The sequence below is a fragment of the Planomonospora alba genome (genome assembly GCF_039534085.1).
GTDB lineage: Bacteria > Actinomycetota > Actinomycetes > Streptosporangiales > Streptosporangiaceae > Planomonospora_B > Planomonospora_B alba.
In genome coordinates, this window is record NZ_BAAAUT010000079.1 from 1 (window position 1) to 24745 (window position 24745).

The window sequence follows — 24745 nt, forward strand, 5'->3', positions numbered from 1 at the left end:
GGCCCGGCGCGCCCCGCGGCGCCCCGCCGTGCCGGTCCGCGGCGCCTCGCGGGGCCGGCCGCCCCGCCGCGCCCTCCGCCCCCGGACCGGATCCCGCCGAGAGGTGCGCCCCCGGTACGGCCCCGCCGCCCGCGGCCGTGCGCCCTGCCTGTCCCATCCGTCCACCCGCCTCGTCCTCGATCGGTGATCCGGCGAGAAACATAGGCAGGTGAACGGCCGAAGTGTCGGTCAACCGAACAGATGAATGAAACCAAGGCAGAATAACCGCCATGGACGAACTTGATGCGGAAATCATCCGCCTTCTCCAGGCAGATGCGCGGCGGTCGAACCGCGACCTCGCCCGCACGCTCGGCGTCGCCCCCTCGACCTGCCTGGAGCGCGTGCGCGCGCTCACCCGCCGGGGCGTGATCCGCGGCTACCACGCCGACATCGACCACGCCGCCCTCAACCGGAGCGTCCAGGCCATGGTCTCGGTGCAGGTCCGCCCGCTCAGCCGGGCCGTCATCGACAGCTTCAAGGAGTCCGTCAGCGCCCTGCCGGAGGTGCTGAGCGTCTTCGTGCTGGCGGGCGGCGACGACTTCCTGCTCCACGTCGCCGTGCAGGACCTGGACCACCTGCACGCCTTCCTGCTCGACCAGCTCAGCCAGCGCCGCGAGATCGCCGGCTTCCGCACCTCGGTGATCTTCCAGCAGGTGCGGAAGCCGGTGCTGCACCGCCTGCCCGACCCCGCGTGACGGGGCCGGCCGTACGGCCCGGGCCGCCGCGCGGGCACGGGAGGCGGACGCGCGGGGCACGGGCACCGGTGCGGCGCCGCGCGGCCGTCCGGGCCCCGGCCCGCCGGTCAGGTGAAGCGGGGCGGGCGCTTGTCGCGCAGCGCCCGGACCCCCTCGGCCGCGTCCGGGCCGGTGAATCCGAGGAACTCCATGGCGAGGGAGGCGTCGAAGGACGGCCCCGCCAGGCGCAGCCAGTTGTTCAGCGCGTACTTGGTCAGGCGGATCGCCTCGGCCGAGCCCTCCGCCAGGCGGAGGGCGATCTCCAGCGCCTTCTCGTGCACCCGGTCGTCGTCGACGCAGACGCTGACCAGGCCCATCGCCTCGGCCTGCTCACCGGTGACCGGCTCGCACAGCAGCAGGTGGTACTTGGCCTTGGCCAGGCCGCACAGCAGCGGCCAGACGATCGCCGCGTGGTCGCCGGCCGCGACGCCGAGCCGGGTGTGCCCGTCGATGATCCTCGCGCTCCGCCCGGCGACGGAGACGTCCGCCAGCAGCGCGACCGCGAGACCGGCGCCGACCGCCGGGCCCTGGATCGCCGAGACGATCGGCTTGGAGCAGTTCAGCACGTTGTAGACGATGTCGCGGGCCTCGGTGAAGATCCGCATGCGCGCGGCGTGGTCGCGCGTCATCTCCTCGATCATCGACAGGTCGCCGCCGGCGGAGAACGCCTCGCCCTCACCCCGGACCACCACCGCGCGCACCTCGTCGTCGCGGTCCGCCGCCCGCCAGATCTCGGCGAGCTCGCGGTGGCCGGCCGCGTCCACCGCGTTGCGCCGGCGCGGCTCGCTGATCACGATCCTGAGCACTCCGTCGGCCGGCCGGTCGACCCTGAGCTTCTCGTAGCCCCGGTAGCCGTCGAGGCCCCTCACGCGAGCGCCTCCTTCAGCCGCGCGGCGACGTACCGCCGCGCCTCCACCGCCTGGTCGAAGAAACCGGGCAGACCGAAGAAGCCGTGGACCGCCCCGGCGTAGCAGCGGTACTCCACCGGGACACCGGCCTCCTCCAGCCGGGCGGCGTAGGCCTCGCCCTCGTCGCGGAGCGGGTCGCACTCGGCGGTGAGGACCGTCGCGGGCGCCAGGCCCGCCATGTCGGCCAGGCGGAGCGGGGACAGCCGCGGATCGGCCGGGTCGCCGCCGTACTGCGCGACGAACCAGGCCATCTCGTCGGCGCCGAGGCCGTAGCCGGTGGCGTAGGCCCGGTAGCTCGGCGTGTCCATGGCCGTGTCGGTGATCGGGTAGACCAGGACCTGGTGGGCCAGGCGCAGGCCGGCGTCGCGGGCCTGCCAGGCGGCCACGGCGGCGAGGTTGCCGCCCGCGCTGTCGCCGAGGACCGCGACCCGGGCGGGGTCGGCTCCGTAGAAGGCGGGGCGGGCGAAGACGTCCTCGAGCGCGGTCCGCGCGTCGTCGGCCGCGGCGGGGAAGGGGTGCTCGGGGGCGAGCCGGTAGTCCACCGAGACCACCACCGCGCCGGTGCGCACGGCCAGGTCCCGGGCGAGCGCGTCGTTGCGGGCCACGCTGCCGAACACCCAGCCGCCGCCGTGGAAGTAGACGAGCGCCGGGAGCGGGTGGGCGCCGTCGTCGGCGCGGTAGACGCGGACCGGCACGCCGCCCGCGACCTCGTCGCGCACGACCGGGAGCGGGACGATCGGTCCCCGCTGCTCGGCGAACCCGTCCAGGGCCCGCATCTCGGCGACCGCCGCGGGCGTGATCTCGGCGAGGGGCGTGCCGAGATCGGTGGGGAAGAGCTTGAGATAGGCCTCCGCCTGGGGATGCAACGCCATGGCCGAACCTTACTCGGCGGCCGCCACCAGGGCCTCGACGAGGCGGTTGTCGCCGCCGCCCTCGGGGTGCCACTGCACGCCGACGGCGAAGCGGTGGCCCTGCAGTTCGACGCCCTCCACGATCTGGTCGTCGGCCCAGGCGACCGCGAGCAGTCCCGTACCGAGCCGCCGGACGGCCTGCCGGTGCGGCGCGGTCACCTCGGCGTGGTCGCCGAGCGCCTTGCCCAGCGCGCTGGAGACGCTGATCTGGATGGTGTGCGCCCGGCCGGCCTCCCCGTGCCGGTCGTGCCCGACGACGTCGGGCAGCCACGGGATCAGGGTGCCGCCCTGGGCGACGTTCAGGACGTGCATCCCCCGGTCGACGGCCAGCAGGGGCAGCCCGGCCTGCACGGCGGCGCGGGCCAGGGCCAGCTCGAACCGGTCGCGGTGCGGCTGGGGGGCGTCGAGGCGCGTGTCGGGGGCGGCGCCGTACAGGCCGGGGTCGACCTCGGTGCCGCCGGCCAGGATCAGCCCGGACAGGCGGCCCGTGTAGTCCTCGATCCCGGACAGGCCGAGCGGCGGCAGCAGGACCGGCACGCCACCGGCCTTCTCGACCGCGCGGGCGTAGGGCACGGGGGACAGGACGGCCTCGCGGACCCAGGTGCCCCAGCGGGCGGCCTCGAGGTGGGCGGTGATACCGATCAGGGGTCGGGACATGCGTCCTCCAGGCCATGCGCGGGGGCGCGCCGCCCGGTGCGGGCCACGCCCATCCCATCTCCAGCAGCACCCCCATCATGGCGCACGGTATTTGTCCTATGTCACGCATCCCGGGTATCGGTGCCGTCTCGCCGGGAAGCGGTCTCCGCCCGCGGCGGAGGGGGGTTCCGGGCGCGGGGGGCGATTCACCGCGGCATGACGGCGATTCCCGTGTCCGGCGAACACCGGCGCCAGGACGAACATGATTCTTGTTCGCTTATCCGCTTCCCGGTAATCACATGCAATATCCGATCCACTACAACAGGTTAGTTCTCCCACCATATTGGCGGGAAACGGTTGTGACGCCCAAGGGGTGATGGAAGACTCGAATCCGAGCGGCCGAGGCGCCGGGGCCTCCGGGCACTCACCACCCGGAACCGTCAGGGAGGTGCGTCCGCACGACCGGGCAACGATCCGGTCATTCAGGTTGGGTCCTGTCACATGTCTTTGAATCCGCGTCTCGTCAAGGAGAGCTTCGCCGTCATCGAGCCCGTGGCGGACAAGGCCGCGGCATACTTCTACGGGCGGCTGTTCGCCGAGAACCCCCATCTGCGGGGCATGTTCCCGCCGGCCATGGACGTCCAGCGCGACCGCCTCTTCCACGCGCTGGCCAGGATCGTCTGGAGCATCGACAGCCCGGACGGACTGGCGCCCTTCCTCGGCCGGCTCGGCCGCGACCACCGCAAGTACGGCGTGCTCCCCGAGCACTACACCGTGATCGGCAACGCGCTGCTGGCCACGGTCAAGCGCTTCGCCGCCGAGATCTGGACGGCCGAGGTCGAGGCCGCCTGGTCGGCCGCCTACGCCGCGGCCTCCGGCATGATGATCGAGGCGGCCGAGGCCGAGGCCGGGGTCACCCCCGCCTGGTGGACGGCCGAGGTGGTCGACCACGAGCGCCGCACCCCGGACATCGCGGTGATCACGCTCCGGCCCGGGCAGCGCCTGCCGTACCTGCCGGGGCAGTACGTCAACGTGCAGACCCCGCGCTGGCCCCGCGTGTGGCGCACGTTCTCCATCGCCAACGCCCCGCGCCCGGACAACATCGTCCGGCTGCACGTGCGGGCGGTCCCCGGCGGCTGGGTCTCCACGGCGCTGGTCGAGCACACCCGCATCGGCGACACCCTGACGCTCGGCCCGCCGGTCGGCGCGATGACCCCCGCCGACTCCGGCCGCGACCTGCTCTGCGTCGCGGGAGGCACCGGCCTGGCCCCGCTCAAGGCCATCGTGGAGCATGTGATCGCCTCGGGCAGGCGGCCCAACATCCACCTGCTGCACGGCGCCCGCCACTCGCGCGACCTCTACGACCTGCCGGACCTGATCCGGATGGAGTCGAGCTTCCCCTGGCTGCGCGTGCTCCCCGTGGTCTCCGACGAGCCCGGCTACGACGGGATGCGCGGCCGGGTGCCCGAGGTGGTGGAGCGCTTCCGCTCCTGGGCCGGGCACGACGTCTACGTCTGCGGGCCGGCCGGCATGGTCGACGAGACGGTCCGGCGGCTCCGCCGCACGGGCGTGCCCCCCGCGGACATCCACCGGGACGTCGCCCTGAGCGAGTTCTGAGCGGAATCCGCCTTCTTTCTGGTTCGCAAAAGCGACTTTCCGTTCTAATGCGGAATGATGATTCGATAACACGTGCGATATCACGCGCACCGTGCGACCATGGGGCCGAAAACCGAAAGGAGACGACATGCACGACGCACTCCTGTCCGTCGGCACCCGCAAGGGCCTGTTCCTGGCCCGCTCCGCCGGAGGCGGGCCGTTCGAGGTCGAACCGGTCCGCTTCTCCACCATCGGGGTGCACGCGGTGGCGATCGACACCCGGGGCCCGGCGCCCCGCCTCCTCGCCGGGATCGAGTACGGCCACTTCGGCCCGTCCGTGATGTGGTCGGACGACCTCGGCGCCACCTGGCAGGAGGCCGAGCGGGCGCCGATCTCCTTCCCGGAGGAGACCGGCGCCGCGTTGGAGCGCGTCTGGCAGCTCCAGCCCTCCCCCAGCGAGCCCGACGTGGTCTGGGCCGGGGTCGAGCCGGGGGCGCTGTTCCGCTCCGAGGACCGCGGCGCCACCTTCTCCCTGGTGGAAGGCCTGTGGAACCACCCGCACCGAACCCAGTGGCACCCCGGCGGCGGCGGGCTGTGCATGCACACCGTGCTGCCCCACCCCACCGACCCGAAGACCATCGCGATCGCCGTCTCCACCGGCGGTTTCTACCGCAGCACCGACGGCGGCACCACCTGGGAGGCGGCCAACCGGGGCATCCGGGCGCCCTTCCTGCCCGAGGGCTCGCAGTACCCCGAGTTCGGCCAGTGCGTGCACAAGGTCGCCTGCCACCCGGCCCGCCCCGAACGCCTCTTCCTCCAGCACCACTTCGGCGTCTACCGCAGCGACGACTTCGGCGAGTCCTGGACCTCCATCGGCGACGGGCTCCCCTCCGACTTCGGCTTCCCGATCGTCGTGCACCCCGACCGGCCCGACACCGTCTACGTCTTCCCGCTGACGGCCGACATGGACCGCACCCCGGTCGACCACCGCTGCCGGGTCTTCCGCAGCGACGACGCCGGCGGCTCCTGGCGGCCCGTGAGCACGGGCCTGCCCGAGGAGCCGGTCCACTCGAGCGTGCTGCGCGACGCGATGTGCGCCTCCCCCGCGGGCGTCTTCTTCGGCACCCGTGACGGCGAGGTGTACGGCTCCCGCGACGACGGCGAGAGCTGGTTCACCGTCGCCCGCCACCTGCCCGACGTCCTCACCGTCCGCGCCGCCCTGCTCTGACGGCGCTGCCAGGCGGGAATCTGACGGCGCTGCCAGACGGGAAGGGGCATCGGCCCCGGTCGGCGGGTCAGCCGCGTACCGCCGCCTCGATCGCCTGCTTCATCTCCGTCGCGCCGCGCTCGACGCGAATCCGGACCTCGGGGGCGATCGAGTGCGGCAGGACGTCGGTGGTCCAGATCAGCCGGGTCGTCAGGTCTCCGGCAGGGCGGACCTCGAACGAGGCGTGGTGATGTTCGAGCGGTGGCCGGGCGCCCTCGACGACGGAGTAGGCCAGCCGGCGGGCGTCATCATCGACCGCGACGATGAGCTCTCGGACCACGTGTCCGTCGGGAAAGGTCAGGAACCGCTGGTCGCCCTCGATCCGGGTAGCGGCGACACGGCCCGGCAGCAGGCGCTCGTGCACGGCACCGACGTCGCGGAGCACATCCCAGGTGTGCTCAGGGGATGCGTTGACCGAGATTTCGTGGCGGATGGAGGCCATGGGGTCCAGGGCTCCTCTCAGGCAGGACAGAACGTGATCAATCTAGCCTGAGCACGGCCGGGTCGGTCCGCGGGCGCCTCGACTCAGGGGGGAAGGACTTCCGGGAGCGCGTACGCCGTTTTCCCGGGAGGCCGGCCACCGCGCATAGACCGCGACCGGCGGGACGTCCATCCACACCCCTCAGAGAGATCCCCGCGTCAGGGGGCGATGCGGCCGTTCGCCACGAAGGCCGCGTGCGTGAGCGGCATCAGCTCCGCCCAGGCGGCCTCCATCTTCTCGGCCACCATCTCGATCTCCCGCTGCGGGAACGACGGCACCTTCGCCTGCTCGCTCTTGGTGCGCAGCGACAGGAAGTGCATCAGCGAGCGGGCGTTGCAGGTGGCGTACATCGAGGAGAAGAGCCCGACGGGCAGCACGGCGCGGGCCACCTCCCGGGCGACCCCGGCCTCCAGCATCTCCTGGTAGGCCGCGTACGACTGCCGGTAGGACGTCTCCATCGCCTCGGTGACGACCTTGTGCTGCTCCTCGGTCCCCTCCACGAAGACGTACTTGCCCGGCCGCCCCTCCTGCACCAGCTTCCGCTCCCTGCCCGGGATATAGAAATTGGGCTGGAGCTGGCGGTACCTCCCGCTTTCCTCGTTGTACGACCATCCCACCCTGTGACGGTGGAACTCCCGGAAGACGAAGATCGGGGCGCTGACGAGGAAGGTCATGGAGTTGTGCTCGAACGGGCTGCCGTGCCGGTCCCGCATCAGATAGTTGATCAGCCCCTTGGACCGCTCGGGGTCCTTGCCGATCTCGTCCAGCGACTGCTCCCCCGCGGTGGACACCCGGGCCGCCCAGAGCACGTCGGTGTCCGAGGCGCTGTGCTTGACCAGCTCCACGGTCACGTCGTCGAGGAAACGCGGCTGACTGTCGTCCACGGCAGGACCTTCCAGGTGTCGGGGTCAGGACGGCGCAAGCCTATCGCCGACCGGTGACGGGCGGCGGCCGGCGGTCCCGGGGCCCCCGCGGCCGGGCTCCCGGACGACGGCCGGGAGCGGTCCTCCTGCCTGCGGAGCGGTACGGCTACAGCCGGTAGAGGCGGCGGGCGTTGCCGGAGCCGACGAGGTAGGCGACGCGCGCCGCGTCGGCAGGGCTCCACTCGTCGGCCGCCAGCCGCTGCGCGAGCGCCCGGGCCAGGCCCCTGCGGTAGTGCAGCGCGCCGAGGTAGCAGGTTTCGGCCACGCCGCCGCCGTGGGAGCCGAACAGCTGCTTGTGGAAGGGCACGAGCTCCAGCAGCTCCCCGATGACGGTGGCCGCCCCGGCTCCGGCGCGGGTCAGCGCGAGCCCGGCGTCCACGTAGACGTGCGGGAAGGCCCCGGCGAGGCAGGCGGCCTGGCGGTGGAAGGGGTAGCAGCCGAGCAGGATGACGGGCACGCCCATCGGCTGCAGGGCACGGATGAAGGCGGCCAGCAGCGCCGGGTCGGCCCGGTGCAGGGCCGCGTCCCGCCCGCCGTACCCGGTGTGGAAGCGCAGCGGCAGGCCGCGCTCCCTGGCCACCTCGACGGCGGTCCAGAGCAGGTGACGCAGGAGCACCGGGTCGGTGAGCGGCTCCTTCGGGTCGGCCAGCCGCCGGTTGGCCGCCGCGATGACGGCGCCGCGGCTCGGCCGGGCCGGGTCGAAGTCGAGGCCGTGCCGGTGCGCGATCGCCGAGGTGAGCGCGGCGGCCCGCGCGGCCCGGTCGGCGAGCTCCGTCTCCAGGGCCGCGATGTAGGCGACGCCGGAGTCGGCGGTCTCGGCCACCTCGTGCTCGGTCTGCTCGATCCGGATGATCTCGTCGACCGCCGCTCCGCCGTACCGGCCCATCTCCGCCGCCGAGAGCATCTCCGGCGCCTCCGAGCCGGTCTCGACCAGGAAGGCCGCGGTCCCGGCTCCGCGCAGCAGCCGCCGGTTGACGTCCTCCGGACCGAGCTCGGAGCGGCGGGCCAGGTAGACGGCGGGCGGGGCGTGCGGCTCCAGGTCGAGGAGCGGGGCGCACCAGCGGCGGATGGCGGCGCCGGCGGGCGTGTCGAAGTGGGTCGTGCCGGGCGGGGCGGGGCTGTCCGACTCCGTGATCAGCGGTTCGAACCGGGCCCTGGCCAGGTCGTCGCGGCGCACGCCGCGGCAGTGGTGGTCGACGAGCGGCGCCAGCAGTGCCTCCCGGACGGCGTCGGGCAGTGCGACGGGCAGCCCGTCGGGCAGCGCGTCCTGCGGTCGCATCGTCGGCTCCTCTCATACGCCCGCGGGCGGACCGGTCCGACCGATCCGCCCGCAGCCTCATGACAGGAGTAACCGTACGGCAACCGAGCGTGTCCGTGCCGCCGTTTCGGCACACCCGCCGGGAGCCGTTCGCCGGGAGGGCTCTCAGCCCTCGCGGCGGGCGAGCCGCAGGACGTTGGCGATGATCTTCGCTCCGGCGCCGCCCTCGGCGGTGAGGATCGACTCGGGGTGGAACTGCACGGCGAAGCGGCGCCGCTCGACGTCCTCGATGGCCATGACCGCCCCGTCGGGGGTGAGGGCGGTGACGGCGAAGCCGTCGACCCCGGGCTGCTTGGCGTGGAGCGAGTGGTAGCGGGCGGCGGTGAACTCCTCGGGCAGGCCGTCCAGCAGCGCGCTGTCGCCCAGGCGCTTGACCTGCCCGCGCTTGCCGTGCTCCGGGTAGGACAGCAGCTCCAGGGTGCCGCCCGCCTGCTCCACCATGCCCTGCAGGCCGAGGCAGACACCGAAGACGGGCAGGTCGCGCGCGTAGAGCTCGCCGACCAGGGCGGGCAGGCCGAAGTCCGAGGGCCAGCCGGGGCCGGGTGAGAGCACCACGAGCGAGGGCGCGATCTCGTCGATCATCTCGAACGGGAAGCCGTGCCGGAGCGTGACGACCTCGGCGCCCTGCTGGCGGAAGTAGTCGGCGAGGGTGTTGACGAAGGAGTCCTCGTGGTCGACCAGGAGGACCTTCATGCCCTCGCCGGGCCGCTCGGCCGCGGCGGCCGGCTCCGCCTCCGGGCCGGCCTGCGGGGCGCCGACCGCGGCCAGGGCGCCGAGCAGGGCGCTGGCCTTGAGCTCGGTCTCCCGCTCCTCGGCGTCGGGGTCGGAGTCGAACAGCAGCGTGGCGCCGGCCCGGACGGTGGCGACGCCGCCGCGGATCTGCGCGGTGCGCAGGGTCAGTCCGGTGTTCATGGAGCCGTCGAAGCCGATGTAGCCGACCGCGCCGCCGTACCAGCGGCGGGTGGTGGCCTCGTGGTCCTCGATGAACTGCATGGCCCAGGTCTTGGGCGCGCCGGTGACGGTGACGGCCCACATGTGGGTGAGGAAGGCGTCGAGGGCGTCGAACCCGGGGCGGAGGCGGCCCTCGATGTGGTCGACGGTGTGGATCAGCCGCGAGTACATCTCGATCTGCCGCCGGCCGATCACCTGGACGCTGCCGGGCACGCAGATGCGGGACTTGTCGTTGCGGTCCACGTCGGTGCACATGGTCAGCTCCGACTCCTCCTTGACGCTGGACAGGAGGGTGCGGATCGCCTCGGCGTCCTCGACGGGGTTGCCGCCGCGGGCGATGGTGCCGGAGATCGGGCAGGTCTCCACGCGGTCGCCGGTGACCCGGACGTACATCTCCGGGGAGGCGCCGACCAGGTGCTCGCCCTCGCCGAGGTTGAACAGGAACTCGTAGGGCGCGGGGTTGGCCTTGCGCAGCCCCCGGTAGAAGGCGGCCGGGTCGGTGCAGGGGGCGTGGAAGACCTGACCGGGCACGACCTCGAACAGGTCGCCGCGGGCGAACTTCTCCTTGGCCGCGGCGACGACCTCGGCGTAGGCGCCCTTGACCGGGTTCGGCGGGAGCTCGGCCGGGGCGGGCGGGAGCGGGACGGCCTCGCCCTCGCGGGGCAGGCCGCGCGTGGAGACGCCGCCCACGGTGAACTCGTAGCGGTACTCCTTGCTGGTCTCCCGCTTGCGGTCGATCACCATGATCCGGTCGGGCAGGTGCAGGACCAGGTCGCGCTGGTCGTCGGCGCGGGTCAGCACCTGCCGGATCGGCTCGAACTGGAAGGCCAGGTCGTAGCCGAAGGCGCCGTACAGGCCCAGGTGGCCGTCGTCGCCCTTGAAGGCCGCGATGACCTCGCGGATCGCGGTGAAGACCGTGGGCCGGCGGCTGCGCATCTCCTCGGGGAGGATCTCGTCGGACTCGGGGACGTGGACCTCGACGCGGTCGGCCGACGGCTCGCAGACGGGCTCACCCGCGGCGAGCAGGCAGGCGGCGACGGCGGGCAGCACGACGCGGCCGCGGTCGTTGAGCGCGCGGGCGGCGACGGTGCGGCCGCGGGCCGTGATCTCCAGGCAGGGATCGACGTAGGCCAGGTGCCACCGGCTGTAGCGGCCGGGGTACTCCATCCCGGAGGAGAGCACGCCGCCGCGCCGCTCCCCCAGCGTGCTGACGACGTCCTCGAGCACGGTCTCCGGGACGTCCGCCGTCGTGACCTCGACCTCGACGCCCCCGGCGGTGGTATATCCGCTCGTCTCCACTGCTGTCTCGCCCCTCGTGTGGTTTTCCCGATGCCCAGGGGCGGACGCAGAAAAGGCCGCCTGTCCCGGGCGGCCTTCGTCTGCTCGCGTATGCGAAACCTGCGCCGCCTAGGAGCGGCGCCACCACTGCAGAGTGCCTGGGTTTCGCATGTCCGCAAGAGTAGCGGCGTGCGAAGCGGTCAGGCAACATCCTTGGCGAGAGGGGCGAGTTCGGGTCGCTTGGGGTCCAGCCCGTCGCCGGAGGATCGGCCCTGCAACCGGCGGTTGATCCACGGCACCAGGAAGCTGCGGGCCCAGCGCAGGTCCTCGCGGCGCGCCTCGGCCCAGACCGCCGGGTCCATCGGCGGGTACGGCTCCCGCCAGTCCTCGGTGACGGGCAGGCCGAGGAGCTCGGCGGCGCGCAGCGCGATGCGGCGGTGCCCGTCGGAGGACAGGTGGAGGCGGTCCTCGCTCCAGGCGCGCCGGTCGCGCAGCACGCTCATCGCCCACAGGTCCACGAGCGTGCAGCCGTGCCGGGTCGCGATGTCGTGGATGTGCAGGTTGTAGACGGCGACCTTGTGGTGGACCAGGCGCATGACCGGAACCTGGCGGATGTCGAAGCCGGTGAAGAGCATCACCCGGGCGCCGGTGGCGCGCAGCCGCGCCACGGCGCCGTCCAGCTGCGCGGCGACCGCGTCGGGGTCGGCGCCCGGACGGAGGATGTCGTTGCCGCCCGCGCAGAGCGAGACCAGGTCGGGGGCCAGGGCCTCGGCCTGCGGCACCTGCTCGGCGGCGATCCGCCCGATCAGGCGGCCGCGGACGGCGAGGTTGGCGTAGCGGAAGCCCGGCTCGCGGGCGGCCAGCATCTCCGCCAGCCGGTCGGCCCAGCCGCGGTAGCGGTCGCCGTCGAGGTGGTCGTTCAGGCCCTCGGTGAAGCTGTCCCCAAGAGCGACATACGAGGTTATTGCTGACATGTCCCGATAGTTTGCCGCGCACCGGGCACCCTACGCGACCGTAGCCCGACGCAGCGCTCCGATCATGCGTGCACGGCCCGCACCAGGGGCGGAGCGCCCGGCACGGCCGACGGCCACCACCCCAGGGGAGATTCATTCCTCTTGCGATGAATCGGAGTCGATGACCTTCCTTGCCGGTTCCTTCCAAAAGAGCGAGCTTTGTTCTGTTACCAATGGGTAAGAACCAGGGCGAGGTGAGGCACATGGTGACGACATGGCCGGGTTGGCCGGGACGGCCGGGACGGTCGCAGACCGTGTACCGGGTGGCGGTCGAGCGTGATCTCCCGGTCCCGATGCCCGACGGCGCGGTCCTGCTCGCCGACCGCTACGTCCCCCGTGACGCCGTCCGGCCGCCCACCATCCTGATCCGCTCGCCGTACGGCAGGCGCGGGATGTTCGGGCTGATGTACGGCCGCGCCTTCGCCCGGCACGGATTCCAGGTGCTCATGCAGAGCTGCCGGGGCTGCTTCGGTTCCGGCGGCGTGCCGAGCCCGCTCGACGAGCACGAGGACGGGCTGGCCACGCTGGCCTGGCTGCGCGAGCAGCCCTGGTACGGCGGGACCCTGGCGATGCACGGCCCCTCCTACCTCGGCTACGCCCAGTGGGCCATCGCCGCGTTCGCCGGCCCCGACCTGCGGGCCATGGCCACCTCGGTGACCGCCTCGCAGTTCCGGGACGCCGCCTACGTGGGCGGGGCGTTCGCGCTGGAGTCGTCGCTGATCTGGAGCACGCTGACCGCCACCATCGACAGCCCGTTCGGGGCGCTGACGGCCCCGCGCCGGACCCGGCGGGCGGCGCTGTCGGGGCGCCCGCTGAGCGAGCTGGACCTGCTCTCTGCGGGCAGGGCCGTCCCGTTCTTCCAGGACCTGCTGACCCACCACGCCGACCCGGCCGCCTACTGGGACCGGCGCGACTTCTCCGCCTCGGTGGGAGAGGTGGAGGCCGCGGTCACCATGCTCGGCGGCTGGTACGACGTCTTCCTGCCGTGGCAGGTGAAGGACTACCTGGCGCTGCGGGCCGCGGGGCGGCGGCCGCAGCTGACCATCGGGCCCTGGTACCACTCGGACATCCGGCAGACGCGCGCGGCCAACGCCGACGCGCTGACCTGGTTCCGGGCCCACCTGCTCGGGGACGTCTCCGGGCTGCGGGAGCAGCCGGTGAGGATCTTCGTCACGGGCGCCGACGCCTGGCGCGACTACCCCGACTGGCCGGTGCCGGGCATGCGGCCGCAGCGCTGGCACCTGAGGCCGGGCTTCGGGCTCGGCCCGGGCAACCCGGAGCACTCGGAGCCGGACCGCTACCGCTACGACCCGGCGCACCCGACCCCGGCGCTGGGCGGCCCGGTACTGCTCGGCAACTCCGAGCCGCGCGACCAGCGGCGTCTGGAGGCCCGGCGCGACGTGCTCGTCTACACCGGCCCCGAGCTCCGCGAGGACACCGACATGATCGGTCCGGTCACCGCCGAGCTGTACCTGCGCTCCACCACCGAGCACACCGACGTCGTGGTCCGCGTCTGCGACGTGCACCCGAACGGCACGTCCTACAACGTGTGCGAGGGCGTACGGCGGCTCGCCCCCGGGCTCCCGGTCGCCGGCCCGGACGGCGTCCGCCGGGTCGAGGTGGACCTGTGGCCGATCGGGCACCGCTTCCGCCGCGGCCACCGCATCCGGGTGCACGTGGCCAGCGGCGCCTACCCGCGCATCGCCCGCAACCTCGGCACCGGCGACCTGCTCGGCGCGGACGGCGCCATGCTGGCCGCCGACCAGGAGGTCTTCCACGACCCCGACCATCCCTCGGCGGTCGTCCTGCCCCTCGTGCCCCGCTGACCCGGCGGTCCGGAGGGCACCCGCGCTCCGCGGAACCCGCGGGGACGTCGCCGCGACGGAGCCGTCCCCCGCGGCGGCCCGGAGGCCGCGCCGCACAGGAGCGCGGACGGGAGCGGGCGAAGACGGCGTTAGAGTCGGGCGCGTGCGCGCGGCCAGGCTGGTGTCGTTGGTCCTGCTGCTCCAGACGCGGGGCGGCATGACCGCCGCCGAGCTGTCCCGGGAACTGGAGGTCTCCGAGCGGACCGTGCACCGGGACGTGCTCGCCCTGTCGGAGGCGGGCATCCCGGTCTACGCCGACCGGGGGCGCGGCGGCGGCTACCGGCTGCTGGACGGCTACCGGACCCGCCTGACCGGCCTGGACCGGGCCGAGGCGGAGGCCCTGTTCCTGTCCGGTGTGCCGGAGGCGCTGCGGGAGATGGGCCTGGGCGAGGTCGCCGCCACCGCCCGGCTCAAGGCCGCCGCGGCCCTCTCTCCCACCCTGCGCGACGCCCCCGCGACGGCCGCGCAGCGCTTCCACCTCGACGCCCCCGGCTGGTTCGCCAGCGAACGCCCGCCTCCGGAACCGCTGGCCCCGCTGGCCAGGGCGGTCTGGGGCGACCACCCGGTCAGCGCGCGCTACCGCGGCGCCGAGCGCACGCTGGAGCCGTACGGGCTCGTGCTCAAGGCGGGGATCTGGTATCTGGCGACCCGCTCGGCGATCTACCGGGTGGACCGCTTCTCCGCCGTCGCCGTCCACGCCGACCGGCGCTTCGACCGGGACCGCGACTTCGACCTGGCCGCCTTCTGGGCCGGGCGGGCCGCGGAGTTCGCCCGCTCCCTGCTCACCGGGCGGGTCACCGTACGGCTCAGCCCCGGCGGCATGCGCATGCTCCGGCACGTGGCCGACCCGGCGGCGCTCGGCGAGGCCCTGGCGTCGGCCTCGGAACCCGACGGGCAGGGCTGGACCACGCTCCGCCTGCCCGTCGAGTCCCCCGAGGTCGCCTACGCCCAGCTCCTCGGCTTCGGCCCGGAGGCCGAGGTCGTCGACCCGCCCGCCCTCCGGGAGCGCCTCGCCGACGCCGCCGCCCGCATGTCCCGCCTGTACGGCTGAGCTCCACCGGCCCGGACGGCGCACGGCCGGGCATCCGCCGGGACGGCGCGCGGCGGGGCCCGGTCAGGCCGCGGCGTCGAGGAGAGCGCGGTGCCCGGCGTCCAGGACCAGGGCCGCTCCAGCGAGCGCCTCGTCCAGCTGTCCGGGACCGCTGACCCCGACGATCGGTGTCATCGCCGGGTCCCCACCGGTCAGCCAGGCCAGGACCACCTGGTTGCGGCTGACGCCGAGCTCGTCCGCCACGCGGGCCAGCGCCGCCAGCCTGCGGGTGGTGCCCGGGTGGTCGTAGGCATCCGCCAGCGGCCGGTCCGCGCGGGTGTAGGCGCCGTTCAGCAGCGCCGTGTAGACCCACAGGGACAGGCCCGGGTCGCTGTGGACGTAGTCGACCACCTCGTCGGTGACCCATCCGAACCGGTGCCCCTGGTCCGGCACGGAGGCACCCGGACGCGGCTGGACGTACGAATGGCGGAGCTGGAGCGCGGTGTAGCCGGGCAGGCCGCCCCGCCAGGCGATCTGCCGGGCCCGCTCCACCCGCCAGAGCGGATGGTTGGAGCAGCCCAGCCGCAGCGCCTTCCCCGCCCCGACCAGCTCGGCGAAGGCTCCGACCGTCTCCTCGACAGGGGTGGCCCGGTCCTCCATGTGCGCCCAGTACAGGTCGATCCGGTCGGTGCCCAGCCTGCGGAGGCTGCCCTCCACCGCGCTCCTGATGGCCGGCGCCGACAGCCCCTGCCGGTTGGCGGGCCACTCCCCCGGACCGACCGGCTCGGCACCGGCCTTGGTGCTGAGGCGCACCCGGTCGCGCATTCCCGGGCGGCGGGCGAGCCAGCGGCCGATGACCTCCTCGCTCTGCCCGCCCCTGCCGCTCGGATCGGACCAGAAGGCATAGCAGTCGGCTGTGTCGATCAGCGTGCCGCCGGCGTCCACGAACCGGTCCAGCAGATCGAACGCCGCCGACTCGTCCAGCCGCGTGCCGAAGTACATCGCGCCCAGGGCGAGGTTGACCTTGTCCATGTCGTGCTCTCCTCCGTGATCCGCGTACCGCCGTGCCGTCTCCGCCGGAAGTCTCACAGCTGGAGCGGACTCCGGGTCAACCCCGGCGCCCCTCCCGCCCGGCCGGGGCCGATGCTCCGGGTTCAGCGGTAGCCGGTGTCGTCGGCCGGCCTGCCCGCCTCCTGGACCTCGACGATGTAGCGCCAGGCGTCCGGCCGGGTGCCGTCGACGTCGGTGAAGCCGTACTCCCGGGCCAGCCGCCCGCTGGACAGGGACCGGCCCGACCAGCGCTCCCGCTCCGGGTCGGCGGCCAGCGCGACGACCGCGCGCCCGGTGAAGGCGGGCGATTCCGAGATGACGAAGTGGGGCTGCTGCGCGGTGGCGTCCCGCCAGTTCTCCTCGGTGACGCCGTAGGCCTCCAGCATCGCCTCCGAGCGGAGCCAGCCAGGCGTCAGGGAGACGGCGGTGCAGCCGTACGGACGCAGTTCGTGCGCCTGGGAGAAGCCCAGGCGGTTCACCGCGATCTTGGCCAGGTCGTAGAAGCAGGAGAGCCGGTAGTGGCCGGCGTTGTACTCCCAGGTGCCGTCGGTGACCTCGACGAGCAGGCCGCCTGGGCTGCGGATGAGCAGGGGCAGCGCGAAGCGGCTGGTGATCAGGTGGGTGTCGACGGCGAGGCGGAGCAGGCGCAGCCCGTCGTCCAGGGGGTGCTCCCAGACCGGGGTGTGCCAGGCGGTGAACCTGTCGCCGCCCCAGACGTCGTTGACCAGCACGTCGAGCCGGCCGCGCTCGCGGTCGACCTGTTCCACCAGCGCCTTCACCTCCTCCGGCACCAGGTGGTCGACCTGGACGGCGATCCCCTCGCCGCCGGCCCGGTCCACCAGCCCGGCCGTCTCCTCGATGGTCTCCGGCCGGTCCATCTCCGAGCGCCGCTCGCGCGTCGTGCGGCCGGTGCAGTAGACGGTGGCCCCGGCGGCGCCCAGCTCGACCGCGACCGCCCGGCCGGTTCCGCGCGTCGCCCCGGCGACCAGGGCGACCTTCCCCTTCAGTGGCGTGTCCATGGCCACGATGGTGGCGGCGAAAGAGGACACCTGATGTCGTGTTTCCCGAGGTCTTTTGCCGCACGCGGGCGAGCGTGTCAAGACCGGAGCGGGCGGAATGCGGTGAGCGGGCGGAACAGGTCGCCGGAACAGGCGCGCACAGGAGACGCGGACCTGTGACCTCGGCATACGCACCGCCGCGGCCGAGGGCGGGACCGCTCGCCGCGCCGACGGGTCCGCTGGGCGCGCGGCGACCGCAACGAAACGATCACCTGGTTACTCTCCGGACAGCCTGAAGGGCCGGTCATGGCCGACCGGCTTCTCTCCACCACGAGGAGATCGCGTTGACCACACCCAACGGGGAACGGAGCGACCACAGCCCGTGGAACCGGCTGCTGATCGTGCCGATCGTCCTGCCGCTGCTGCCCTTCCTCTTCAACGCCGACGAGCCCCGGCTGCTCGGCTTCCCGCTCTTCTACTGGCTCCAGCTCGCCTTCATCGCGGTCGGCGTCGCCACCACCACGGTCGTCTACCGGATGACGAAGCGGGGGCGGTGACACCGTGCAGGAGCACCTGACCGAGATCATCATATTCACGGTCCTGTTCGCGGTCGTCAGCGGGATGGGGTTCGTCGCCTCGCGCTGGCGCCGCCCGGACGACCTGGCCACCCTCGACGAGTGGGGGCTGGGCGGGCGGAGCTTCGGCTCGTGGATCACCTGGTTCCTCGTCGGCGGCGACCTCTACACCGCCTACACCTTCGTGGCCGTGCCCGCCCTGCTCTGGGGCGCGGGCGCGATGGGCTTCTTCGCGGTGCCGTACACCGTCGTGATCTATCCGATGGTGTTCCTGGTGCTGGTCCGGCTCTGGTCGGTCTCGCACATCCACGGTTTCGTGACCCCGGCCGACTTCGTCCGGGCCCGGTTCGGCTCGCCCACGCTGGCGCTGCTGATCGCGATCACCGGCATCGTGGCGACCATGCCGTACATCGCGCTGCAGCTCGTCGGCATCGAGGCCGTGCTGAAGTCGATGGGCGTGACCGGTCACCTGCCGATCGTCATCGCGTTCGCGATCCTGGCGGCCTACACCTACCAGTCGGGCCTGCGCGCCCCCGCCCTGATCGCCTTCGTCAAGGACACGCTGATCTACATCGTGATCCTGGCCGCCGTCATCGTCATCCCGGCCAAGCTGGGCGGCTGGGACTCGATCTTCGACGCCGCGCAGGCGAAGTTCGACGCGACCCCGGCGCCCGGCGACGGCATCCTGCTCAACGCCGGCAATCAACTGCAGTACGTCACGCTGGCCTTCGGCTCGGCGCTGGCGCTGTTCCTGTACCCGCACAGCGTCACCGGCGTGCTGGCCTCGAGGAACCGCGACGTCATCAAGCGGAACATGTCCGCGCTGCCCGCCTACAGCCTGCTGCTGGGCCTGATCGCGCTGCTCGGCTACATGGCCATCGCGGCCGGGGTCCAGCCGATCGGCAAGGACAACAACACGATCGTGCCGCAGCTGTTCGACAAGATGTTCCCCGACTGGTTCACCGGCGTGGCCTACGCCGCGGTCGGCATCGGCGCTCTCGTCCCCGCCGCGATCATGTCGATCGCCGCGGCGAACCTGTTCACCCGGAACATCTACAAGGAGTACATCAAGCCGACCGCGAGCGACGCCGACGAGGCCCGCGTCTCCAAGATCACCTCGCTGCTGGTGAAGGTCGGCGCGGTGGCCTGCATCCTCTTCCTGGACACCGGCTTCTCCATCGACCTGCAGCTCATCGGCGGCGTCATCATCCTGCAGACGCTCCCGGCGGTGGCGCTGGGCCTGTACACCCGCTGGTTCCACCGCGGCGGCCTGATCGCCGGCTGGGTCGCGGGCATGACCGCCGGCATGGTCATGCTCTACAACGTCTCCAGCCCGACCAAGGCCCACTTCGCCGGCTCGGCCTTCCCCCTGGAGAAGCTCGGCCTGGACACGAAGACGACCGTCTACGCGGGCATCCTCGCACTGGCCGTCAACCTGGCCGTCGCGGCCCTCGGCACGGTCGCCGCCCGCGCGGCCGGGCTCGCCGACGGCGACGACGCCACCCACCGCGACCACTACTTCGCCGACGAGGGCGACCCCCGCCTCAAGGACCTGGACCTCACCCACTGAGCCGCGGTACGGCGGGCCCGGCGCGACCGCTCCGGGCCCGCCGGCGGAGCCGAAGGCCGCGGACGATCTCCGGGCCCGGAGGGCGGCAGGCCCGCCGGGCGCGGTCCACCGGAACCGGCACGGGAACGTCGGCCGGCCCGCGACACGCACTGCGGGACGAAATTACACATTGTGCACTTTTCTTGCATAGGATGATGGCCACATGGACAACAGCATGGGGCTCCGCGAACGCAAGAAGGCCGCCACCCGGCAGGCCCTCCACGAGGCGACCCTGCGCCTGTCCCTCGCGCACGGTTTCGACCACGTCACGGTCGAGGCGATCGCGGACGCCGTCGGCATCTCCCGCAGGACGTTCTTCAACTACTTCGGGGGCAAGGAGGACGCGCTGCTCTACCGCGACGAGCAGCAGACCCAGGCCCTGGTCCGGAACGTGCGGAACCGGCCGCCGGAGGAGCCCGCGTGGACCGCGCTGCGCGCGGCCGTCCACGACATGCGCGACAGCCTCGACAACCCCGATCGGGAGCTGGCGGTCCGCACCCGGCTGGCCCAGAAGCACCCCTCCCTCCTCGCCCGCCAGCTCGCCAACCACTCCGCGCTGGAGAACGACCTGACCCTGGCCGTCGCCGAGCGGGCGCACCCGCCGGGAGTACGGCCCCACGTCCTCGCCGCCGCGTTCCTCACCTCCCTGCGGCTCGCCGCGCAGATGTGGCTCACGGAGGAGCCGGTACGCCCGCCGGTGGAGGTCATGGACGAGATCCTCGACGAGATGGCCTCGTCCTTCCACGCCTGACGTCCCGCCGCGGGACCTCGCCCCCGCGCGACGGCACGGCCGGTCGCCGGTCCCGCGGCTCCCGTCACTCCCCGCCCAGGCCCAGGGCGGTGCAGGCGGCGTCCAGCACGGCCGGGCGCAGCTCCCCGTCCGGACGGTCGCCGAGCAGGGCGATGCAGTCGCCCATGCCGCCCAGGACGAGGGTGACGCGGGCCAGCTCGGGGAGCGTGGCCTCGGGACCCGCCAGCAGAAGGGTGATGCGGCGCCGCCAGTCCAGGACCCGGGCGGCCAGGTCGAGCTGGAGCAGGGTGGCCGCGTCCCGCAGGACGACGGCGATGACGTCGCGGTGCCGCATGCACAGGTCGAAGTAGCGGGTCAGCAGGAGGCGCGGGTCCACCGACCCGGCGGCCTCCTCCTCGGCGAGGGCGGCCTCACCGTCCTCGACGAGCGGCTGGACGAGGCTCAGCAGGAGATCCTCACGCGAGGCGAAGTGGTAGTAGAGCGCGGGTTTGGTGATGCCGAGCCGCTCGGCGATCTCGCGCATGCTCGTCTGCTGGACCCCCTGGGCGCGGAACAGCTCAAGAGCCACCGCTTTGATCCTGTCTCTGGTCTCGGTGGACCGCGTCCGGGGCACCGTTCCCTCTCTCCCGCCTGCTCCGCCGGCCGCCGACGCCGCACAGGTCGACTCGGCGGCGGACGGATGTCCCACCATGAATTTACCTTCCGGTAAGTCTAACGATGAGCCCGATGAGAGCCGGCGGACCTGCCGCAGGCGGGCTCGAAGCCGCCGACCGGCGGGGCGCCGGGCGCCGCCTGCACTGGCCGGGGGGCAAAACAACGGCCCGGAGGAGGTCATCTTCTCGCCGTCGCAGATGAGCGGGCTCGTTTTCGGAAACAAGGCGGCTGAAGGAGGAGATGCGCGTGTCGGATGACAAGCCGTCCGGCGCCAAGGCCGTGTTCGGCGGTTTCGCTCCGTAACCGGTCACCTGACCGATGACGTACTGCTCGGCGGGGTACGGCCGGATGAGGCGCTCTCACGGCGGGACCGGAGCCTGGTGCCGGAGCCTGGTGACCGTGGCGGCCCTGGTCTCCCCGTACCGGGGCGACGAATCCGGAGACGGCCGTGGACGACGGCCTCCAGGCGAGGAGCCGAAGCTCTGACGTTTTCCGAAGGAGATCCACGATGCGTGGAGCAGTTCTGCACGCCCCCGGTGACGTCCGCGTCGAGGACCGCGACGACCCGGTGATCGTCGAGCCGACCGACGCGGTCATCAGGGTCGCGGCGGCGTGCGTGTGCGGCTCGGACCTGTGGCCCTACCGCGGTGTCGAGCCGGTGAACGGCCCGGCCCCGATGGGCCACGAGTACGTCGGCCTCGTCGAGGAGGTCGGCGGCGAGGTCCGCACCCTCCGGCCGGGCCAGTTCGTGGTCGGCTCGTTCTTCGCCTCCGACAACACCTGCGAGATCTGCCGGGCCGGCTACCAGTCCCGCTGCGTGCGCGCCGTACCGATCGGCGCCATCGGCACCCAGGCGCAGTACGCCCGCATCCCGCTGGCCGACGGCACCCTGGTCGCCACCCCCGCCATGCCCGATGCCGACCTGATCCCGAGCCTGCTGGCCGCCTCCGACGTGCTGGGCACCGGCTGGTTCGCCGCCGTCGCCGCCGAAGCCGGGCCCGGCAAGACCGTCGCGGTCGTCGGCGACGGCGCGGTCGGCCTGCTCGGCGTACTGGCCGCCCGGCAGCTGGGCGCCGGGAGGATCGTCGTCTTCAGCCGCCACGCCGACCGGCAGAGGCTCGCCGCCGAGTACGGCGCCACCGACATCGTCACCGAGCGCGGTGACGAGGGCGTGGCACGGCTCAAGGAGCTGACGGGCGGGCTGGGCGCGCACTCGGTCATCGAGGCGGTCGGCACCCAGGAGTCGATGATGCAGGCCATCCGCGCCACCCGCCCCGGCGGGCACGTCGGCTACGTCGGTGTCGCCCACGGCGTCCAGCTGCCCGGTATGGAGCTGTTCTTCTCCGGGGTGCACCTGCACGGCGGCCCCGCCCCGGTACGCCGCTTCCTGCCCGAGCTGATCGAGCTGATCTGGAACCGCACCATCGACCCGGGCAAGGTGTTCGACCTGACCCTGCCCCTGGAGCAGGCCGCCGAGGGCTACCGGGCCATGGACGAGCGCCGCGCCGTCAAGACCCTGCTGACCCCCTGACCTCCGCCCCGGCCATCCTGCCGGGCGGAACGGATCACCGTGCCGGTGCGGTTCCTGGTCCGGCGGGGCGACCGGCCGGTGCCGCGGGACCAGAGCCTGGCCTTGTTCGACGCCCTGGTCCCGTCCCTGCCCGAGGCGGCCGGGCAGGGACGGGTGGGAACCGGGGCGACGAGGGTGCCGGTCCGCGCAGGCCGTGTGGGGCGGCCGGGTTCCTGGCACCCCCACATGCGCGCGCAGGCCCGGTTCTTGCACATCCGGCGGCAAGATACCTTACCGGGGTGTAGTGTTCTTGATCTACTGGTGAACACAGGACCCTCTCTTTTCGAGGAAACTTCATGGGCATCGAATCCGAGCGCGACCTCGCCGACTTCCTGATCGCCTACACACGGGACATGGCGGTCTCCGACGAGGAGCCCGGCGCGATCCTCGACCGCTACTTCGTTCCGGACTTCGAGTACTGCAACGACGGGCTCGTGATCGACCGGCAGCGCATGATCGACCATGTCCGCCCTGTCCGCAGGAATGTCGACAGAGAGGCGACGACCGCTGACGACCGGTCCGGTGTCGAGATCCACGAGGTGCTGGTCTCGGGTGACCGGATCGCCGCTCGGTGGACCCTGCGCACCAGGTTGCGCAGGGGCAAGACCTTCGCGGCGGAGATCTACATGTTCGGCCGGCTGGCCCCGGACGGCCGGATCCGCCGGATCGATCAGATCAGCAGGCAACTGGAGGAGACGCGGTGACCAGAGTGCCGCTCACCGCTTCAGCTTGAGCCTCTTCCTCGACGCACCCGGGAACACGACGACCAGGTGCTCCTCTCCCGCGTCGCCGACCCGCACGTAGACACGGAGCCGGTAGCGGCCCTTCCCCGTGACCGCCAGGTTCGGCATGGGGGCACCCGCGCCCACTTCGCCCTCGCCCATCTCCGGCACGGTGAGCAGGCCGCTGCGGCTGACGACCGGCACCTCGGTGACCTGATCCCATCCGGCCGTCCGCTGCGGCGGCGCGGTGCGGAAGGCCTTCACGGTGAGGCACAGATCGATGACGTCTTCGACGTGCCCGACGAGCACCGCACTGCCGGCCACCCCGATCAGGGAGCTGTCGTCGTAGAGCTCGTCGATCGCCTGCTCCATCGCCCCGTCGGCCGATTCGTCCTCGGGATCGTGGACCAGATAGCCGTGGTCGCCGTCGGCGAACAGGAAGTACCTGGCCGTGGCCTGGACGACACCCTTCGTCCGGGGCCACGGATCGCGGCACTCGGCGTTCTTCTCGGCGATGTAGGCGGCGTTCGCCGCCTCCGTCTCCGCGCTCGACCTCAGCAGCTCGGGATGGACCGCACCGACGATCTCCGGGCAGACGTAGACGAGGTCCCACGGATCCGCGCCCCAGCCGGGCCGCGCGCTCCCGGCCCGCGCCAGGATCGCCTCCTGCTCCTCGCGGTCCTTCGTACGGCACAGCGTCCGCCCGTACGCGAGGATCTCCTGATCCGACAGGTCGTCCGGGAACATCGGCGGGACCCCGCCGTCCGTGCTCCGCGCCCGGCACAGGAACGCCTCGTCGCGTTCCGAAGGTTTCAGGTCGCCGAAGCTGGGCCGGACATAGCAGCCCGGCGACCAGCCGGTGTAGGTGAGGTGCGGGGTCCGCTCCGGGTGGATCAGTGCGACGACCGGCAGCACGGCCACCGCCGCCACCGCGACGCGGATCACGCGCCGCACGGGCCGAGGGTCGGCCGGGTGGTCCCCAGTGGGCAGTTCACGGGCGGTCGCCGCGATCCACACGGTGCCGACGAGCACCATCGCGTCCGTCACGACCGACATCACCAGACTCCCGCTGGAGATCTCCCCGAGGAGAACGTTGAGCGGGATCACCAGCACGTAGACGCCCACCGACGACCACCCGGCGATCTGTGTGCCACGGCTCCACCGGCCGTCGCGCCGCTGCCCGACGACCGTGATGATGGTCGCCGCCACTCCGCCCAGCATCAGGACCGGCCGGAGAACGTCGATCGATCCGAGTTCCGGGAGGTCGAATTCGTCGAGCAGTCCGTCGGCCAGTCCGGCCAACTCGACCGCGAACACCGCTCCGGCCACCGCGCGCAGCATGCGGGAGCGCCAGCGGATGACGAGCAGGTAGAGGACGTCGATCGAGGCCCACAGCGCGAGCTGGAATGCCGCGTCGACCGCGTCGGGAAGCAGCCCGATCGGATACCACAGCACGAGGGCGTACGCCACCGCCAGATACAGCAGCCGGCGCAGCGCCTTCGCCCGGTGGTCCAGCGGTCCCGGCGCGGGGGTGCGCAGGATCAACCACAGGAGCGCGGCCTTCACCAGAGCGGCCACGAGCAGCGCCACGGTCGCCGGGGTGTCGAACGCATCGCGCGTGGAGAACTCCGCGTAGGCCGGCGGCACCCATTCGGCGGCCACCCAGAGCCAGGTGTCGCCGAGCACCAGGCCAGCGGCCGCCGCCGCAAGGACCAGACCCACTGATCCGATCCTGGTAATCCGCCAGAGATTATCCGAGAGCACGGGACGCGATCTTAGCGCGACGCCACCGCCGATAACGGAGGAGATCACCCCCGGGAAGCACACGGAAAAAAAGGGGGCCGCCCCGGAAGACGACCCCCCACA

General features: G+C 72.7%; 22 protein-coding genes. 10 read left to right on the forward strand and 12 right to left on the reverse strand.

Annotated features, from left to right (window positions below; genetic code table 11):
* The first annotated feature begins 269 nt into the window (after positions 1-269).
* A complete protein-coding gene (locus ABD823_RS31230) occupies positions 270-734 on the forward strand; it encodes an Lrp/AsnC family transcriptional regulator (RefSeq protein ID WP_344865927.1) in 465 nt (154 codons plus the stop codon).
* Positions 735-841: 107 nt separating this feature from the next.
* On the opposite strand, the gene ABD823_RS31235 is transcribed toward ABD823_RS31230, so the two are convergent.
* Genes ABD823_RS31235 through ABD823_RS31245 form a run of 3 tightly spaced genes read right to left on the reverse strand, consistent with a single transcriptional unit; the run spans position 842 to position 3249 of the window.
* Positions 842-1642: an enoyl-CoA hydratase/isomerase family protein gene (locus ABD823_RS31235; RefSeq protein ID WP_344865929.1), complete on the reverse strand. Its 801-nt coding sequence runs from the start codon at positions 1640-1642 to the stop codon at positions 842-844.
* Positions 1639-2553 (reverse strand): alpha/beta hydrolase, encoded by a 915-nt coding sequence (locus ABD823_RS31240; RefSeq protein ID WP_344865931.1) that lies wholly within the window; start codon positions 2551-2553, stop codon positions 1639-1641. Before ABD823_RS31240 ends, ABD823_RS31235 begins: the two co-directional genes overlap by 4 nt.
* A gap of 9 nt (positions 2554-2562) precedes the next feature.
* A complete protein-coding gene (locus ABD823_RS31245) occupies positions 2563-3249 on the reverse strand; it encodes a gamma-glutamyl-gamma-aminobutyrate hydrolase family protein (RefSeq protein ID WP_344865933.1) in 687 nt (228 codons plus the stop codon).
* A 480-nt stretch (positions 3250-3729) separates the two neighbouring features.
* Between ABD823_RS31245 and ABD823_RS31250 the strand changes: the two genes are divergently transcribed.
* Positions 3730-4845 (forward strand): globin domain-containing protein, encoded by a 1116-nt coding sequence (locus ABD823_RS31250; RefSeq protein WP_344865935.1) that lies wholly within the window; start codon positions 3730-3732, stop codon positions 4843-4845.
* 127 nt (positions 4846-4972) lie between these two features.
* Positions 4973-6052, forward strand: a complete 1080-nt coding sequence (locus ABD823_RS31255) for a WD40/YVTN/BNR-like repeat-containing protein (protein WP_344865939.1) — start codon at positions 4973-4975, stop codon at positions 6050-6052.
* Between the two features lie 67 nt (positions 6053-6119).
* Here ABD823_RS31255 and ABD823_RS31260 read toward each other — a convergent pair whose 3' ends face one another.
* From ABD823_RS31260 to ABD823_RS31280, 5 genes are all read right to left on the reverse strand, one after another.
* Positions 6120-6533 carry an SRPBCC family protein gene (locus ABD823_RS31260; RefSeq protein WP_344865942.1) on the reverse strand — a complete coding sequence of 138 codons (414 nt, stop codon included), beginning with the start codon at positions 6531-6533 and terminating at the stop codon, positions 6120-6122.
* A 197-nt stretch (positions 6534-6730) separates the two neighbouring features.
* On the reverse strand, positions 6731-7456 hold the full coding sequence (gene thyX, locus ABD823_RS31265; protein ID WP_344865944.1) for an FAD-dependent thymidylate synthase: 726 nt from the start codon (positions 7454-7456) through the stop codon (positions 6731-6733).
* Positions 7457-7601: 145 nt separating this feature from the next.
* Entirely contained in the window at positions 7602-8774 is a 1173-nt protein-coding gene (locus tag ABD823_RS31270) for an amidohydrolase family protein (protein WP_344865946.1), read from the reverse strand.
* Between the two features lie 144 nt (positions 8775-8918).
* A complete protein-coding gene (locus ABD823_RS31275; protein ID WP_344865948.1) occupies positions 8919-11063 on the reverse strand; it encodes an anthranilate synthase component I in 2145 nt (714 codons plus the stop codon).
* A 179-nt stretch (positions 11064-11242) separates the two neighbouring features.
* The gene (locus ABD823_RS31280; protein ID WP_344865950.1) at positions 11243-12016 is read right to left on the reverse strand and encodes an SGNH/GDSL hydrolase family protein; all 774 of its coding nucleotides are present in this window, start codon (positions 12014-12016) and stop codon (positions 11243-11245) included.
* 212 nt (positions 12017-12228) lie between these two features.
* Here ABD823_RS31280 and ABD823_RS31285 point away from each other — a divergent pair, with 212 nt between their 5' ends.
* Together ABD823_RS31285 and ABD823_RS31290 are read left to right on the forward strand one after the other, a co-directional pair.
* Complete coding sequence (locus ABD823_RS31285) at positions 12229-13881, forward strand: CocE/NonD family hydrolase (RefSeq protein WP_344865952.1); 1653 nt, start codon at positions 12229-12231, stop codon at positions 13879-13881.
* A gap of 142 nt (positions 13882-14023) precedes the next feature.
* Positions 14024-14971: a helix-turn-helix transcriptional regulator gene (locus ABD823_RS31290; RefSeq protein ID WP_344865954.1), complete on the forward strand. Its 948-nt coding sequence runs from the start codon at positions 14024-14026 to the stop codon at positions 14969-14971.
* A 63-nt stretch (positions 14972-15034) separates the two neighbouring features.
* Here ABD823_RS31290 and ABD823_RS31295 read toward each other — a convergent pair whose 3' ends face one another.
* Positions 15035-15982 (reverse strand): aldo/keto reductase, encoded by a 948-nt coding sequence (locus tag ABD823_RS31295; protein ID WP_344865956.1) that lies wholly within the window; start codon positions 15980-15982, stop codon positions 15035-15037.
* Positions 15983-16104: 122 nt separating this feature from the next.
* Entirely contained in the window at positions 16105-17019 is a 915-nt protein-coding gene (locus ABD823_RS31300) for an SDR family oxidoreductase (RefSeq protein ID WP_344865958.1), read from the reverse strand.
* A gap of 323 nt (positions 17020-17342) precedes the next feature.
* Here ABD823_RS31300 and ABD823_RS31305 point away from each other — a divergent pair, with 323 nt between their 5' ends.
* From ABD823_RS31305 to ABD823_RS31315, 3 genes are all read left to right on the forward strand, one after another.
* A complete protein-coding gene (locus tag ABD823_RS31305) occupies positions 17343-17555 on the forward strand; it encodes a DUF3311 domain-containing protein (protein ID WP_344865959.1) in 213 nt (70 codons plus the stop codon).
* Positions 17556-17559: 4 nt separating this feature from the next.
* Entirely contained in the window at positions 17560-19143 is a 1584-nt protein-coding gene (gene mctP / locus ABD823_RS31310) for a monocarboxylate uptake permease MctP (protein ID WP_344865961.1), read from the forward strand.
* A gap of 202 nt (positions 19144-19345) precedes the next feature.
* Positions 19346-19933 (forward strand): TetR/AcrR family transcriptional regulator, encoded by a 588-nt coding sequence (locus tag ABD823_RS31315; protein WP_344865963.1) that lies wholly within the window; start codon positions 19346-19348, stop codon positions 19931-19933.
* A gap of 64 nt (positions 19934-19997) precedes the next feature.
* Here the strand turns inward: ABD823_RS31315 and ABD823_RS31320 are convergent, their stop codons facing one another.
* Positions 19998-20501: a TetR/AcrR family transcriptional regulator gene (locus ABD823_RS31320; RefSeq protein ID WP_344865965.1), complete on the reverse strand. Its 504-nt coding sequence runs from the start codon at positions 20499-20501 to the stop codon at positions 19998-20000.
* A 594-nt stretch (positions 20502-21095) separates the two neighbouring features.
* On the opposite strand from ABD823_RS31320, the gene ABD823_RS31325 reads away from it, so the two are divergent.
* The gene (locus ABD823_RS31325) at positions 21096-22118 is read left to right on the forward strand and encodes a zinc-dependent alcohol dehydrogenase family protein (RefSeq protein ID WP_344865967.1); all 1023 of its coding nucleotides are present in this window, start codon (positions 21096-21098) and stop codon (positions 22116-22118) included.
* 335 nt (positions 22119-22453) lie between these two features.
* A complete protein-coding gene (locus ABD823_RS31330) occupies positions 22454-22861 on the forward strand; it encodes a nuclear transport factor 2 family protein (RefSeq protein WP_344865969.1) in 408 nt (135 codons plus the stop codon).
* Positions 22862-22873: 12 nt separating this feature from the next.
* Here ABD823_RS31330 and ABD823_RS31335 read toward each other — a convergent pair whose 3' ends face one another.
* Positions 22874-24601 carry a hypothetical protein gene (locus ABD823_RS31335; RefSeq protein ID WP_344865971.1) on the reverse strand — a complete coding sequence of 576 codons (1728 nt, stop codon included), beginning with the start codon at positions 24599-24601 and terminating at the stop codon, positions 22874-22876.
* Between the last annotated feature and the right edge of the window lie 144 nt (positions 24602-24745).

What these genes read in the sequence shown, in the direction of transcription:
- ABD823_RS31230 (WP_344865927.1), top strand. Translation starts at nt 270, where the DNA reads ATGGACGAACTTGATGCGGAAATCATCCGCCTTCTCCAGGCAGATGCG.
- ABD823_RS31240 (WP_344865931.1), bottom strand. Translation starts at nt 2,553, where the DNA reads ATGGCGTTGCATCCCCAGGCGGAGGCCTATCTCAAGCTCTTCCCCACC.
- ABD823_RS31245 (WP_344865933.1), bottom strand. Translation starts at nt 3,249, where the DNA reads ATGTCCCGACCCCTGATCGGTATCACCGCCCACCTCGAGGCCGCCCGC.
- ABD823_RS31250 (WP_344865935.1), top strand. Translation starts at nt 3,730, where the DNA reads ATGTCTTTGAATCCGCGTCTCGTCAAGGAGAGCTTCGCCGTCATCGAG.
- ABD823_RS31255 (WP_344865939.1), top strand. Translation starts at nt 4,973, where the DNA reads ATGCACGACGCACTCCTGTCCGTCGGCACCCGCAAGGGCCTGTTCCTG.
- ABD823_RS31260 (WP_344865942.1), bottom strand. Translation starts at nt 6,533, where the DNA reads ATGGCCTCCATCCGCCACGAAATCTCGGTCAACGCATCCCCTGAGCAC.
- ABD823_RS31270 (WP_344865946.1), bottom strand. Translation starts at nt 8,774, where the DNA reads ATGCGACCGCAGGACGCGCTGCCCGACGGGCTGCCCGTCGCACTGCCC.
- ABD823_RS31280 (WP_344865950.1), bottom strand. Translation starts at nt 12,016, where the DNA reads ATGTCAGCAATAACCTCGTATGTCGCTCTTGGGGACAGCTTCACCGAG.
- ABD823_RS31285 (WP_344865952.1), top strand. Translation starts at nt 12,229, where the DNA reads ATGGGTAAGAACCAGGGCGAGGTGAGGCACATGGTGACGACATGGCCG.
- ABD823_RS31295 (WP_344865956.1), bottom strand. Translation starts at nt 15,982, where the DNA reads ATGGACAAGGTCAACCTCGCCCTGGGCGCGATGTACTTCGGCACGCGG.
- ABD823_RS31300 (WP_344865958.1), bottom strand. Translation starts at nt 17,019, where the DNA reads ATGGACACGCCACTGAAGGGGAAGGTCGCCCTGGTCGCCGGGGCGACG.
- ABD823_RS31315 (WP_344865963.1), top strand. Translation starts at nt 19,346, where the DNA reads ATGGACAACAGCATGGGGCTCCGCGAACGCAAGAAGGCCGCCACCCGG.
- ABD823_RS31325 (WP_344865967.1), top strand. Translation starts at nt 21,096, where the DNA reads ATGCGTGGAGCAGTTCTGCACGCCCCCGGTGACGTCCGCGTCGAGGAC.
- ABD823_RS31330 (WP_344865969.1), top strand. Translation starts at nt 22,454, where the DNA reads ATGGGCATCGAATCCGAGCGCGACCTCGCCGACTTCCTGATCGCCTAC.